The organism is Acinetobacter rathckeae (assembly GCF_015627125.1).
In the GTDB taxonomy this organism is placed as follows: Bacteria; Pseudomonadota; Gammaproteobacteria; order Pseudomonadales; family Moraxellaceae; genus Acinetobacter; species Acinetobacter rathckeae.
This window is the reverse complement of record NZ_VTDO01000001.1, coordinates 634967-649913: the sequence shown is the minus strand read 5'-3', so window position 1 is coordinate 649913 and position 14947 is coordinate 634967. Positions and strand designations below refer to the sequence as shown.

Here is a 14947-nt window from a genome sequence, read left to right as displayed (position 1 = left end):
ACTATGTTGCAAAAAGTACTTATTGCAAACCGAGGTGAAATCGCCCTGCGTATCACTCGCGCTTGTAAAACACTCGGTATTAAAACTGTTGGCATTTACTCAGACGCAGACAAAGACCTCATGCATTTACGTTTTGTAGATGAAGCCGTCTGTATTGGCCCTGGTGCAACCAGTGAAAGTTACCTCAACATTCCTGCACTGCTTACCGCAGCAGAAGTGACAGGTGCAGATGCCATTCACCCAGGCTATGGCTTTTTATCTGAAAATGCAGAATTTGCAGAAATGGTTGAAAGCTCAGGTTATATTTTTATTGGCCCAAGACCTGAACATATTCGCCTGATGGGAAATAAAGTCTCTGCCATTACTGCTATGCGTAAAGCAGGTGTACCTACGGTACCCGGCTCACAGCATGCGGTAACACCAAGCAATGCAAAAGAAGAAGCCGCAAAAATTGGCTTCCCCCTCATTGTAAAAGCTGCCTCTGGTGGTGGTGGTCGTGGTATGCGTATTGTAGAACGCATTGACACCCTACTTGAGTCTGTACAAGCAGCACAGCGTGATGCGGAAATGTGGTTTGGTGATGATACGGTCTATATGGAACGCTTCTTACAAACACCTCGCCACGTTGAAGTACAAGTATTAGCAGATGGTAATGGCCATGCGGTGCATTTATATGACCGTGACTGTTCATTACAACGCCGTCATCAAAAAGTATTAGAAGAAGCACCTGCACCAGGACTCCCTGAGCAAGCACGTGCAGACATCTTACAAGCCTGTGTTACTGCATGTGAACTTATGCAATACCGCGGTGCAGGTACGTTTGAGTTTCTATTTGAAAACGATGAGTTCTTCTTTATTGAAATGAACACACGTGTGCAAGTGGAACACCCTGTCACAGAAATGGTCACAGGGGTGGATATTATTGAGCAGCAATTACGTGTTGCAGCAGGCTTAGGCTTAAGCATTCAACAAGATGACATTCAAGTACAAGGTCATGCCATTGAATGTCGTATTAATGCCGAAGATCCAACCACGTTTATGCCATCGCCGGGTAAAATTGAAACATTTTATGCACCAGGTGGTGCAGGTATTCGCTTAGACTCGCATATCTACCCTGGCTATAAAATTCCGCCTTACTACGACTCAATGATTGCGAAGCTGATTGCACACGGTAAAGACCGTAAAACGTCTTTAGCGCGTATGCGTCAAGCACTCGATGAAATGATTCTTACAGGGGTGAAAACCAATATTCCATTGCATAAAGACCTCATCTTGCAAGATGAAGCATTTTGTGAAAATGCGATGGATATTCACTATCTAGAAAAGCACTTATTACAACAGTTAGTTACCCCAACTGACGCAAAAAAATAAGTGCATAAAAAAAGGAAGTGTTTACACTTCCTTTTTTTATTTCATCATACTGAAATAACTTTAATGACAATGGTCTGTGACTCTACCGCATCAGTATCATCATATATTTTTTTTCGGGTCAGCTCTTTAGACAATACCTTAAACGATCTGTTTTGATATTCAATGTGCGTTGCAATCTCATCAAAGTAGTGACTCGGTGCATCAATTTCATCTTCATACAATACATGGCCTAACTGATATTCTTTACTTTTTAACAAAATATATTTGACCACGGTTTTCATGTGTCACTTCCTTTCTTTATCTAACATGCTTTTCTCTTAGTTGTAACAGCTTTTATTATAATGTCAAAGCTTATCCATAAGATTTCAATAAGATGTTGCAAATTTAGCCATACATTCAAAGACATAAAAAAGCGTCACATGCTTGTGACGCCTTTAGATAACACAAAATAGGCTTAAATAGGTTCAAATGGTGCAATAACATCAGCATTTTGAGCACGGTGGCGTAAAAAGTGATCCATCAACACAATCGCCATCATGGCTTCTGCAATTGGTGTAGCACGCACACCCACGCATGGGTCATGACGACCTTTTGTCAACACTTCAATATCTTCGCGTTGTAAATTAATGGTTTTACCGTTAGTGGTAATACTCGCTGTTGGTTTTAGTGCAATGGCGGCACGAATGGTTTGTCCTGAAGAAATACCTCCAAGTACGCCACCTGCATGATTCGCTAAAAAACCCTCACTTGACAACTCATCACGTGTTTCATGACCAAATTGGCCTGCAACAGCAAAGCCATCACCAATTTCAACGCCTTTTACCGCATTAATACTCATTAAAGCATGGGCAAGGTCTGCATCTAAGCGGTCAAATACAGGTTCACCCCAACCCACAGGCACATTTTCAGCCAAAATTTCTAATTTAGCACCACAGCTTGTACCTTGTTCACGTAGTGATGTGACAAGCTTTTCAAAACGTGGAACGGCGTCAATATCACCACAAAAAAATGGGTTTTGTGACACTTGTGACCAATCTAAAGTATGTGCCACTTCGTTACCAATTTGCGTCACATGACCGCGAATCAGTACATTAAACTTTTCAGCCAAATACTTCTTTGCAATCGCTCCTGCCGCCACACGCATGGCCGTTTCTCTAGCACTTGAGCGTCCACCACCACGGTAGTCACGAAAACCATACTTGTGGGTATAGGTATAATCAGCATGACCCGGTCTAAAGGTTTGAGCAATATTGCCATAGTCTTTAGACTTTTGGTCTGTATTTTCAATTAAAAGACCAATTGATGTCCCTGTGGTTTTTCCTTCAAATACCCCAGATATAATTTTGACTTGGTCAGGCTCTTTACGCTGTGTAGCAAACTTTGAAGTCCCCGGTTTACGGCGATCTAGATCTTTTTGTAAATCTTCTTCAGACAAACTAAGCCCAGGTGGCACACCATCTACAATGGCCATTAAACCTAAACCATGTGACTCGCCACACGTGGTTACACGAAATAGCTGACCGATTGAATTTCCTGCCATCATCACACTCCTTTGTTTATACTGCAATAGATGCTTGAAAGGTTTCTTTGTATTGACGACATTGTGCTGCTGTTAATGCAAAAATACCTGAGCCACCTTTTTGAAATTTCAACCAATGAAAATCAACATGGTTAAAGTTTTGACGCATCGCCCACTCTGAGTTACCCACTTCAATCACAATGAGCCCATCTTCAGTTAAATAGTCTGCAGCTTGTGCAAGCATTTTACGGACTAAATCTAAACCATCTTGTCCTGCGGCCAAAGCCATTTCAGGCTCATGTAAAAACTCATCAGGCAAATCTGCCATGTCTTCGGCATCTACATAAGGTGGATTACTGACAATTAAGTCGTATTGGTTTTCAGCAGGGATCTTAGCAAACAAGTCTGACTCAAGCAGTGCCACTTGATATTGCTTACTATGGTGTTCCACATTGAGTGCTGCCACTTCTAAAGCATCACGAGATAAATCTGTAGCATCTACTTCAGACTCTGGGAATGCATCTGCAAGTGCAATAGCAATACAACCTGAACCCGTACACATATCTAAAATACGTTGTGGTGTTTTCAGTGCTTTGCTTTGTTCTGGCAATGCATTTAAAGCCTCACGCAGTGTGCCATATTCATCTAAGAAATACGGTGCAAAACGCTGATCTATCAATTCTGCAATCGGTGAGCGTGGAATTAATACACGTTCATCTACATAAAATGGTTTCTTGCAGAAATAAGCAAGATTTAATAAGTATGAAGTTGGAATACGCTCATTTACACGGCGTTCAAACAATGCCAACACTTCTGTTTTTTCACTTGGAAGGAGTTTTGCATCTAAAATTTCTGCGTTGGCTTCCCAGTCGAGTGCCAATGTTTGTAAAACCAATGCTGCACTTTCTGCAAAGAAGTCTTCTGTGCCCTGACCAAGATGTGCATCATACTGACGCAATACCGTTACCCCAAAGCGAATAAAGTCTCGTATTGTTGTTAGGTGTTCAGCGGCTTCTGCTAGGCTTTCTGAGCTAATGGTCAAACGTTGATCCACGCACTACTCCATCAATATAGATAAAAATATGCGCTATTCTAACGTGTTTTATCTATATTGATAATGCTTAAAGCCATACATGACCAAATAAAGCCAACATAATGTAGGACTAGACTGTAAACCCAACATAACGTTTATAGTCCGCCACACCTAAACTCATCTTATAAATGGTTAAGCAAGCTAAAGATGACCCTTGTATGTGTTGCCATACATTGAGCTCCTGAGCATGTATATCATCCACACTCACCGCTAAGGTTTGCTCAAAGTCATCTGCAACATATTCAAAGCCTAAATCTAGTGCAATAAATGCCGTATGCTCACACGGCTGTATATACTGTGTTTTAGACCAATCAAGCACACAGTGCTGACAACTTGGGCATAGAAGATCAGGCTGTGTTTGCTGCTCTAAATCTATAATGGTATATGACACGGGTGATTTCCTCATATTTTTTAATCACGTTCTACTACCCTTCAAGCTATGGCTAGCGTAGTACTGGCAATGGGTCTTGCCCATACATACAAGGCTGTGTGGCAATAGATAACATTGCAGCATCTTCAAGGGTATTCCCATACGCATAAATGCGTGAATAGGTGCTGAGATCATAACGTTGTTGTATACGGCGTTTTTTTTCTAAGCCACTGCAATCTGCTGTTTTATAAAACCCAGTCAGTTTGCCATGTTCGCTTTCAACTTCAGAGCTAATTAAATCTACCCCTAAATGCTCACATAGTGGTTTTAAGTAAATATCTAAAGACGCAGACACCACAACCACATCATGCCCTAATGCTTGGTGCTGTTTAAGCTGTGCCAAGAGTTGTGGGTTTAAATGTTGCTGTAATACCCGTGTATAGCTGATGGCATCATGTTGAACATGGTCTACAGGCTTAGCATGAAACATATTGTAATAGAGTTTTTTACGCATTTTATCTGCAGGATATAAGCCCAAATAATAATGGTTGATCCACGGTAAAATCGATAACCCTGTTTTGAGTACATAGCGTGCTTTAAACGTATAAAAAATGAACCCTGTAAAGCTATCTTTTAAATACAGTGTGCCATCAAAATCAAACAGTGCTAAAGCCTTCACTAACGATTAGACCTCACACGTTGCATACACGACAGGTAACGGCTGTTGACCTTTGAGGCATACCAATTGGTATTATAATCTTGACTGAGTTTTGGCCCAGAAATCACTACCTCAGGCATAATCGCATATGCCAAAGCACGACCAAACTGTTGTTGGTACAGTGCTCTTACCTCGTTATAGGTCTGTGTTTTTTCAAAATCGAGTTGCTTTTCTTGTTTTAAATCACTTCGCACCTGTTTGGCTGAAATTTTTACAGCATGGTCTGCAAACAAGCGATTAATGGCAAGTTCGGACTGACTTCGTTCAGACTGTATATTTTCATTTTTATCGTACAGCAATAAATCACCGTCCAATGAAAGCTTAATTTTGGTGAGTTTACTCAAAGCCTGTTGAAATGATGCATTACGGCTTGAATACATTCCCGAGTTATAATCAGCAAAACGGTAAATCGGTTTAGCATAGCCTGCCTTATACAGCATTAAACGATGTATTCCATAGTATAAACCGCCATATTGAGTATATAAGTCATCTCTTAGCTCATAGATATTGGCATGATTACGCTGATGGTCTTGTGCATAGTTAATCAGTACCTGCATAGACCCCAATGTGGTAATTGGGTTCATACGCTCACCAATGTCTTGACCTATGAGTTTTGCTGCACCCGTAATGGCACTCACATGATAATGTTTGGTCATATAATCAAAAATCTGACGATACAATAGATCTAGATCTTGTTCAGTTTTGACTTTTTTCATTTGGGCCAAATAGCTATTGTCTGCACTTGGCTGTGTTTTGAGTACATTTAAGAAATACTTAGCAACAGGCTCACCAAAACGCTCGCCCAATTTGTCAGAAAATTTTTCTTCCAAACGACTATTGACCTCTTTCACCGCTTTATCACCCAAATGAGGGACTTGTGGATTGGCAACAAAGTTCGACTCTTGGTCTACAATCGCAATCACACTACATACATTGGTTTTGGTTTTTTCAATCGTGAGCGTATCCATAATACTGTAAATATCTTTAGCCCAAGAGGCACGATCATGCACACGCGATGGGATCAGGTTTTTTATGTTTTTTTCAGTTAAAATTGGCGTATCCTCATCTGAAGTCACATTATTTTTACCACACGACACAACACCAGTACACAACATAATGACCGTACATATACGAAAAAATTTAGAAGAATGTTGCATAGTAAAACCTGACAAAGACCTAAAAAAAAACCATTGAGCAATGGCTTCGAATTGTAAGGCCTTTTCATATGAAAGTATATTTTTTAACACGTAATTCTAATGATTTCTTAGTTCTTAAAAAGCATTTTTCATACAACAAAATCAGCAGTAATTTTTTAAAAAATAATGTGTTATTGCTCACTTTACCCCACAGTAGAATTCAGTTATATTTTAAAAGGAATTGATCTTATTTAATACTGTATAAACAGATTCAAATAAAATATATGAATCACCCTCAATTCAAAAAATCGTAGACTATATATTGTCGTTCCTTCCATACAAAAACTTAATGTTAGCCACCATGAAACTGCACTTTTGCCCTGAAAGACAAAAAATTTTTATTCAATATGAGCATGACAATACCCTACATGAAAAAGATGTCACTTATGACAACCTCCTACTGACAGGTGCATTTATTTCAATGTGTCATGAAGGTGCTGTGACCGTACACGGGCAAGATGGTGAACCAATTTTTGATATAGAAGTAAACTATCATCCTAAAAAGAAAAACGCCGTATAAAACGGCGTTTGTTCTCCAACAGTCATATTAGTAAATGACCATCTGATCTCGATGTATCATTTCTAAAGAACGCAATACATCTGCACCCAATACCTGCTGCACTTTGTCTGTGGCCAAACCCTTTATGGTTTCTGCATGCTTAGCACTGAAATTCACACGCCCTACAGCAACCCGTTGCCCTTGTAAGTCAACGCACTCCACCACATCACCACGCTCAAAATGCCCTTGCACGCCTTGTACACCTACGGGCAATAAACTGCGATGTTGTGCTTTAATGGCTTTCACTGCACCATCATCAAGTAATAAACGCCCTGCAGTTTGTAAATGAGCGGCCAACCATTGCTTACGGGCAGCAATTGGGTCACCATCTACGACAAACAAAGTACCAAGCTCTTCGCCTTGCATTAAACGCACCAAGACTTGCTCACTGTCGCCACTGGCAACAATAGTGTCACACCCTGAACGGGCAGCAAGTCGTGCGGCACGTACTTTAGTCACCATACCACCACGACCTAATGCACCACCATCCCCTGCCATACTAAACAGTTCGTCATCCAGTGCTGGTACAGTTGATAGCAGTTTTGCATCTGGGTTATGACGTGGATCTGCATTAAACATACCTTGCTGATCCGTCAAAATCACCAATAGATCTGCATTGACTTGACACGCCACCATAGCAGCTAGCGTGTCGTTGTCACCAAACTTAATTTCATAGGTCGATACTGTGTCATTTTCATTGATCACAGGTATCGCACGCCAATCAATCAGATGTTGCAAAGCATCACAGGCATTTAAATAACGTCTACGATCACTTAAGTCGTCGTGTGTAAGTAAAACTTGCGCTGTTTTAATGTCGTGTTGTTCAAGCACACTTGACCATGTTTGCACCAATCCCATTTGGCCAAGTGCTGCACAGGCTTGTAAGCTTGGAAGATCTGTGGGTCGCTCGGCAAGTTTCATACGCACCACACCTTCTGCCACCGCACCCGAAGAGACCAAAATAATTTGGTGTCCTGCTTGGTGTAATTGTGCAATTTGGTGTGCCCAATGAGAAATTGCTTGTATGTCTAAACCTCGCCCATTTGCTGTGAGCAAAGACGAGCCTATTTTAACGACTATACGGCGACAACGTTCTAATTGACGTTGTCCATCTACGACCTTAATCATGATCTCCTCAATCGTACTTAACGTACGTAATACACTTCCATTTCGCCATCATCTTCATCGTCGTCTTCGTCATCATAGTCATCACCTAAATCAGCCATACGCTGTGCTTTACGCATTTCACGATATGCCTCTTTAGCTGCCAATGTTTGCTCACGTGTTTCAACTTCTAATTGATCACGGAATGCTTTCATTGAAGCTGCATATTCAGGGTCTTCTGACTCACGCTCTTGTTGTTGTTCAATTTGATCCATCAAATAATAAACAACATCTTTTGTACCTTCAGACATTAAACCTGATGTTTTAAATACAGGCCCTTCCCATGCAAGCTCAGACAGAATATGTTCACACCATTCATCTTTTGCACTGTCTTCAAGCTGATCAAGCTTATTAAGCACCAATACCACAGGTAATTGTGACAACGTCGGTGAGAATTTTTCGAGTTCTTTTAAAATTGCTTTAGCATTGTGTACAGGGTCTGAGCCATCTATCGGCTGTACATCGACAATGTGTAATAAAATACGTGTACGTGCCAAGTGTTTTAAGAAGCGAATACCCAGACCCGCACCTTCAGCAGCACCTTCAATAAGACCAGGAATATCCGCCATGACAAATGAGCGATGACGGTCTGCATCGACCACACCTAAATTAGGTACCATGGTTGTAAATGGGTAGTCTGCGACTTTCGGTTTTGCAGCAGATACTGCACGTATAAAGGTAGATTTACCCGCATTTGGCATGCCGAGTAGGCCAACATCTGCCAACACTTTAAGCTCAAGGCGAATTTCACGAAATTCACCTTTTACACCTGTCGTAAATTTACGTGGGGCACGGTTAGTTGATGATTTAAAGTGCGTATTACCTAAACCACCATCACCACCTTTTGCAACCAAATAGCGCTGGCCACTTTCAACCAAGTCACCAATAATATCGCCTGAGTCTGTGTCTACAATGGTCGTCCCTACAGGTACGCTCAGCACGATGTCTGGAGCTCCACGGCCTGCACAGTTCGCACCAGAACCATTTTTACCACGCTCTGCACGAAAACGGCGTGTATAACGGTAGTCAACCAATGTACTGGTGTTATCATCAGCTTGAATATAGACATTTCCACCACGACCACCGTCACCACCATCTGGGCCACCAAAAGGTACAAATTTTTCACGGCGAAAACTGGCGACGCCATTGCCTCCGTCGCCAGCCTCTACGGTAATGACTGCTTCATCAACAAAACGCATGCGCCAATCCTCTAAATATATAAAACAACTGTGTATTGTCGCATATTGTACCTGATTTCACACAAAGGTATATGTACTATTCTTTCGGTATACGCATACTATTTACACGAATCTATGTTTTTTCAGCAGATTTTTCAATTTTATTGAGCCATAATTTATGTTGCTGATGCTTTTTGTAAAGATGTAGTACACCCTCAATAATTAAAATCACGACAGCAAGCCAAATGGGTGCATAACCCCAAATTTGAGCTGTCGTTAGTCGCTCACCTATTGCCAATGAAGCCAGTGCAAGCAATACAGGCTCTAAATAGCTAAGCAGACCAAATAGCACCATAGACAAGTAACGACTGGCTAAAATATAAGAACCTAACCCAAGTGCACTGAGTATACCTAAACCTGCAATGACCAAAAACAATTGAGGTTGATCTATAAATGTATGCCAAGGCTGTGCCCAAGTAGATACAAAGTAAAATGCCACAGGTAATACCAGTACGTTGTCAAACCAAAAACCGCCCAAATGGTCAGTCTGTATGGCTTTTCTCACAAAAAAGTAAGCAGAGTACCCCACAGCAACTAAAATGGTTTCCCATGCAATACTGCCCACTTGCCAAATTTGGATTACAACCCCAACCAAAGCAAACAGGGCAGCAGTTTTTTGTAAACACGAGACTTTTTCTTGATAAGCTATTGAGCCGACCAAAACCAAAACTAAAGGCAACAAGAAATAGCCCAACGATACTTGCATACCACGGCCATGCATGGGAGCCCATAGAAATAGCCAAAGTTGTAGACCACCTAAAGCAGCTGTCAGCATTAAACCAAGTATCAACTTAGGGTCACGGCGTACACGCAAAGCCACTTCTTTAATACGCTGTATGTCTTTAGTAAAACACATAAATAGCGTTAAAAATGGTAGCAATGAAATCATACGCCAACCAAAAGCCTGTGAACCATCAAATAAATTCAAAAGTTGCGTGTAAAAATACAATACACCAAACATACTTGAGGCAAGTACAGAAAACACAATCCCTTTAACCACACACCACCCCATTGCTCAGATAAGAATTTATATTGAAATCATTTTGATTGCTTTTAAGTGCCCAAACTAATGTTCAGTTTGTAGCGTTGGTTTAAAATCTGAAACATCATAACCAATTTGTTTTGCATATTCTAAATAAGTTTGCCACACGTTATTAGGAATATGTGGAGTTCTCGCCAGCAACCATAAATACTTACGCGCAGGGTCTCCGACCAGTGCAGTCTGATACTGCTCATCTCGCTTTAATATCCAATAGTCACCACGCCCTACAGGTAACCAACGAATGGCTTTGGGTAAAAAGCTGACCTCTAATTGGCTATTATAGGGGGCATTTAAAATATAAGCTTCGCCCTCGGCAACACTTCTTTGCTTGTCTTGAGTGGTACAGCTATTTTCTACACTCAGCGTACCTTGTGGTGTTAGGCGATAATGTGCCTGTACATCTTGCACACAACTACGTTGAAAAAACATCGGCTTACGGGCAATCTCATACCATGTACCAAGGTATTGACTCACATTCACCGAATCCACCGCACGTATAGGTGGTATCGTATTTTCCGCCATCACAGCATGACACTGTAATGACAATAACATTGCAAAGAAAGCATATTTAAGGGTCATCAACATCACCTCATAATCAATACATAGATATGATACTACTGCAATGCATGCGATTTTAAACGTGAAATTTCATCTCGTAACCGCGCCGCATTTTCAAACTGTAGTTCTTTAGACGCTTTCAGCATGTCTTTTTCAAGTTTGGCCAAATGCTTGGCCAAAACTTTGGGATTGGCCAGCATATATTGTTCATCTGCACTTAAAATATCACTTTCCGTTACAACATCAGTGCCATCATCTGTAATATCTTCCCCTGCATCTAGCTCTTTCACCACCTGTCTAATGGTGCTTCGTGGTGTAATGCCATGCTCAAAGTTAAATGCCATTTGTTTTTCTCTACGGCGTTCGGTTTCATCTATGGCTTTTTGCATTGAATCTGTAATACGGTCTGCATATAAAATGGCTTTACCTTTGACATTACGTGCTGCACGACCAATGGTTTGTATGAGTGAGCGTTCCGAACGTAAAAAGCCTTCTTTGTCTGCATCGAGTATGGCAACCAACGACACTTCGGGCATGTCTAAACCTTCTCGAAGCAAATTAATCCCAACCAATACATCATAAATACCACTACGTAGATCATGAATGATTTTCACACGCTCTACCGTATCTATATCTGAATGTAAATAAGCCACCTTGATGGAGTATTCTTTTAAATACGACGTGAGATCTTCAGCCATACGCTTGGTTAATGTCGTAATGAGTACTCGCTCATTATTTTCACGGCGTATATTAATTTCAGATAAAACATCATCGACTTGAGTCAGTACAGGACGAATTTCAATTTCAGGGTCAACCAAGCCTGTTGGACGTACCACCTGCTCTGCAATTTGCTCTGCTTTTTCCAACTCATACTTAGCAGGCGTTGCACTGACAAATAAGGTCGTAGGAACAATTCTTTCCCACTCTTCAAATTTCATAGGGCGGTTATCTAAAGCACTCGGTAAACGAAAACCATAATTGACCAAGTTTTCTTTACGAGAGCGGTCACCTTTATACATTGCACCAATTTGCGGGACACTTACATGTGACTCATCAATAATCAGTAAGGCATCTTCTGGAATATAATCAAACAGTGTTGGTGGTGCTTCACCTGCTCTACGACCAGACAAATGCCGAGAATAGTTTTCAATGCCATTAGAATAGCCAAGCTGTTGTAACATTTCTAAGTCATAGCGTGTACGTTGCTCTATACGCTGTGCTTCTAGCAGTTTATTTTCGGCAGTAAAGTGTGCAATTTGTTCACGCAGTTCTTCTTTTATGGTTTCAATGGCACGATGTAAATTGTCTTTCGGGGTAACGTAATGGCTTTTAGGGTAAATGGTCACACGTGACACTTTACGTACCATTTTGCCATTTATTGGGTCAAACCAACGGATTGAATCAACCTCACCATCAAACAATTCTATACGTACAGCATGTTGGTCTGATTCTGCGGGGAAAATATCAATAATTTCACCACGTATGCGGTATGTACCACGTAAGAACTCTAACTCATTACGCATATACTGCATTTCAACCAAACGGCGAATAATTTCATCTCGGTTCACTCTATCGCCTTCCACCACATGCAATAGCATTTGCATATATGCTTCAGGGTCACCCAAACCATAAATTGCAGAAACAGATGCCACAATAATGGCATCTTTTCGCTCTAGTAATGCACGGGTTGCAGACAAACGCATTTGGTCTATATGGTCATTTATGGCGGAGTCTTTTTCAATAAAGGTATCTGATGACGGTACATATGCCTCAGGCTGATAATAGTCATAGTAACTGACAAAATACTCTACAGCATTATGTGGAAAAAAAGATTTAAACTCACCATACAACTGCGCAGCAAGGGTTTTATTATGTGCCATGATAATGGTCGGACGTTGCGTTTGAGCAATCACATTGGCCATGGTATAGGTTTTACCTGAACCTGTAACACCCAGAAGTAACTGATTTTTTAGACCACGCTCAATACCCGAGACAATTTTTTTAATCGCTTCTGGTTGGTCACCTGCAGGTTGATAGTCTGTTACAAGATCAAACGGTTGCTCGCTCAAAATATTCTCTCAAGTTATTGTGTTAGCTATGGTGGGTGTATATTGGGCTTATACCTCTACGAATCAAGCATAAAGTGCCTATTTGTTTATTACAAGACAACACCCGAAATGACACAAAAAAAGCCCTCGCATTTAAATATATGCGAAGGCTTTTATTTTAAGAACAGTAACGAACAAGCTTACTCAACCAAGAAGCCACCTGTTTGTTTTTTCCACAAATTGGCATATACGCCGTTGTGTTCAAGAAGTTCGGCATGTGACCCTTGTTCAATAATATCACCATGGTCTAACACAATAATTCGATCCATTTGTGCAATGGTAGAAAGTCTGTGTGCTATGGCAATCACGGTTTTATCTTGCATAAGCTCAGTTAGGTTTTGTTGAATGATGCTTTCTGCATCTGAGTCTAAAGCACTGGTTGCTTCATCTAAAATTAAAATCGGAGCATTTTTTAGTAAAACACGTGCAATCGCAATACGTTGACGTTGACCACCAGACAGCTTCACACCTCGCTCACCTACTTCAGCCTCCAAACCAACTCGACCTTTACTATCAATTAAAAATGGTAAGAAATCCTCAATATGTGCTTGTTTTAGCACCTTTTGAATATCTTGCTCAGAGGCATCTAAGCGACCGTATTTAATGTTGTCTTGAATAGAACGGTGCAACAATGAGGTATCTTGAGTAACTAAGGCAATATAGTGTCGAAGGCTTTCTTGTTGAACTTTAGAAATATCTTGACCATCAATTTTAATTGCACCACTTTTTACATCGTAAAAACGCAATAGTAACTGAATAAGTGTCGATTTACCCGCACCTGAACGGCCAACCACACCAATTTTCTCACCCGCTTTAATGGTAAAACTCAAGCCGTTAAACACTTCTTTTTTATGATATGCAAAGACCACATCATCAAATTTAATCTCACCACGTTTGAGTTCAAGTGGCTTGGCATCATCAACGTCTGTAATCATCACAGGTTTACTTAAGGTCTTTTTACCATCTTGGATTGTACCTACATTTTCAAACAGCCCTGCCAATTGCCACATAATAAACTCACTTAAACTACTGAGTTTTAAAATCATGGCTGTTGCAGCTGCAATCACACCCACACCAATTTGGCCGTGTTGCCATAAATAGATGGCTGTACCAAGTACACCAATAAAGAGCACTGCACTCATAAGTTTTAAACATGTTTCAAACCCTGTGGTGAGTCGAAACACTCTTAAAATTGCATTCAGAAAACTGTTCATCGATGCTTTACTATAATCAAGCTCTTGCTGTGTATGTGCAAAGAGTTTGACTGTTTGAATATTTGTATAGGTATCGGTGATCTGACCTGTAATGAGTGAGCGTGAATTTGCACTATTATTTGCGGCTTTACTCAGTTTAGGTACAAAGTAAAAAATCGCAACAATAAAAATAGCAAGCCAAATAAATAACGGTACGAGTAACTGTGGTGATGTTGCCGCGAGTAAAATACTAATCGACAAGAAGTACACTGAGATATTAATAATCACATCAATGATAATAAGGAAAAAATCTCTGACTGCCTGTGCAGTTTGTAATACTTTTGAAGTCAGCTTTCCTGAAAATTCACTGCTAAAAAAATCCAAACTTTGTTGTAAAAATATATTATAAAAGCGCCAGCGTAATCGCATCGGAAACAGTGGCATTACAATTTGATGTTTCACCATAGACAATACAGAAACAACAGCAACATTGAGCAATAACAACATGACCAATTGAATCAGCTGCACTTTATAATCTTTTAAAAAATGAGCAGGTGTACTGGCATTAATCCAATTAATAATATCGCCCATGGCATTAAATAAATACGCCTCTAACGCTGAGGTGATTGCAGTTAATACTACAGCTATCAGCAGGTATTTTCTGACTCCATCAGTACACTCCCATAAAAATGCAAAAAACTTTTCAGGCAATGGTGTGTCTTTATATTGGTCGGGGTACGGGTTAACCCGTGATTCCAACCAGTCTAGCAACTTACTTTTCATTATTTTTCCTAGTTTTATCAAAATTTTATATTATA

The 14947-nt window shown here is 40.5% G+C and carries 14 protein-coding genes; 2 read left to right on the top strand and 12 right to left on the bottom strand.

Going from position 1 to position 14947, the window contains the following annotated elements; genetic code table 11:
• Positions 1 to 3 precede the first annotated feature (3 nt).
• The gene (gene accC / locus I2F31_RS03130) at positions 4 to 1371 is read left to right on the top strand and encodes an acetyl-CoA carboxylase biotin carboxylase subunit (protein ID WP_195767840.1); all 1368 of its coding nucleotides are present in this window, start codon (positions 4 to 6) and stop codon (positions 1369 to 1371) included.
• Positions 1372 to 1415: 44 nt separating this feature from the next.
• Here the strand turns inward: accC and I2F31_RS03125 are convergent, their stop codons facing one another.
• The 6 genes from I2F31_RS03125 to I2F31_RS03100 form a co-directional block, all read right to left on the bottom strand.
• Complete coding sequence (locus I2F31_RS03125) at positions 1416 to 1652, bottom strand: hypothetical protein (RefSeq protein ID WP_195767841.1); 237 nt, start codon at positions 1650 to 1652, stop codon at positions 1416 to 1418.
• A gap of 173 nt (positions 1653 to 1825) precedes the next feature.
• Positions 1826 to 2911 (bottom strand): chorismate synthase, encoded by a 1086-nt coding sequence (gene aroC / locus I2F31_RS03120; RefSeq protein ID WP_195767842.1) that lies wholly within the window; start codon positions 2909 to 2911, stop codon positions 1826 to 1828.
• A 16-nt stretch (positions 2912 to 2927) separates the two neighbouring features.
• Positions 2928 to 3944, bottom strand: a complete 1017-nt coding sequence (prmB, locus tag I2F31_RS03115) for a 50S ribosomal protein L3 N(5)-glutamine methyltransferase (protein WP_195767843.1) — start codon at positions 3942 to 3944, stop codon at positions 2928 to 2930.
• 109 nt (positions 3945 to 4053) lie between these two features.
• Positions 4054 to 4374 carry a hypothetical protein gene (locus I2F31_RS03110; protein WP_195767844.1) on the bottom strand — a complete coding sequence of 107 codons (321 nt, stop codon included), beginning with the start codon at positions 4372 to 4374 and terminating at the stop codon, positions 4054 to 4056.
• Between the two features lie 52 nt (positions 4375 to 4426).
• A complete protein-coding gene (locus I2F31_RS03105; RefSeq protein ID WP_195767845.1) occupies positions 4427 to 5032 on the bottom strand; it encodes an HAD-IB family hydrolase in 606 nt (201 codons plus the stop codon).
• Positions 5032 to 6228, bottom strand: a complete 1197-nt coding sequence (locus I2F31_RS03100; protein ID WP_195767846.1) for a DUF1615 domain-containing protein — start codon at positions 6226 to 6228, stop codon at positions 5032 to 5034. Before I2F31_RS03100 ends, I2F31_RS03105 begins: the two co-directional genes overlap by 1 nt.
• A gap of 340 nt (positions 6229 to 6568) precedes the next feature.
• Here I2F31_RS03100 and I2F31_RS03095 point away from each other — a divergent pair, with 340 nt between their 5' ends.
• Positions 6569 to 6787, top strand: coding sequence for a hypothetical protein (locus I2F31_RS03095; RefSeq protein WP_195773425.1), 219 nt, complete (start codon positions 6569 to 6571; stop codon positions 6785 to 6787).
• A gap of 27 nt (positions 6788 to 6814) precedes the next feature.
• Here I2F31_RS03095 and proB read toward each other — a convergent pair whose 3' ends face one another.
• The 6 genes from proB to I2F31_RS03065 all read right to left on the bottom strand — a co-directional run bounded on the left by proB (position 6815) and on the right by I2F31_RS03065 (position 14900).
• Entirely contained in the window at positions 6815 to 7954 is a 1140-nt protein-coding gene (proB, locus tag I2F31_RS03090; RefSeq protein WP_195773424.1) for a glutamate 5-kinase, read from the bottom strand.
• A 17-nt stretch (positions 7955 to 7971) separates the two neighbouring features.
• The gene (gene cgtA, locus I2F31_RS03085; protein ID WP_195773423.1) at positions 7972 to 9189 is read right to left on the bottom strand and encodes an Obg family GTPase CgtA; all 1218 of its coding nucleotides are present in this window, start codon (positions 9187 to 9189) and stop codon (positions 7972 to 7974) included.
• A 112-nt stretch (positions 9190 to 9301) separates the two neighbouring features.
• Positions 9302 to 10228 (bottom strand): EamA family transporter RarD, encoded by a 927-nt coding sequence (gene rarD, locus I2F31_RS03080; protein WP_195773422.1) that lies wholly within the window; start codon positions 10226 to 10228, stop codon positions 9302 to 9304.
• A gap of 66 nt (positions 10229 to 10294) precedes the next feature.
• Complete coding sequence (locus tag I2F31_RS03075) at positions 10295 to 10849, bottom strand: lipocalin family protein (protein WP_195767851.1); 555 nt, start codon at positions 10847 to 10849, stop codon at positions 10295 to 10297.
• A 35-nt stretch (positions 10850 to 10884) separates the two neighbouring features.
• The gene (uvrB, locus tag I2F31_RS03070; RefSeq protein ID WP_195768148.1) at positions 10885 to 12900 is read right to left on the bottom strand and encodes an excinuclease ABC subunit UvrB; all 2016 of its coding nucleotides are present in this window, start codon (positions 12898 to 12900) and stop codon (positions 10885 to 10887) included.
• Between the two features lie 176 nt (positions 12901 to 13076).
• On the bottom strand, positions 13077 to 14900 hold the full coding sequence (locus I2F31_RS03065; protein ID WP_195773464.1) for an ABC transporter ATP-binding protein: 1824 nt from the start codon (positions 14898 to 14900) through the stop codon (positions 13077 to 13079).
• Between the last annotated feature and the right edge of the window lie 47 nt (positions 14901 to 14947).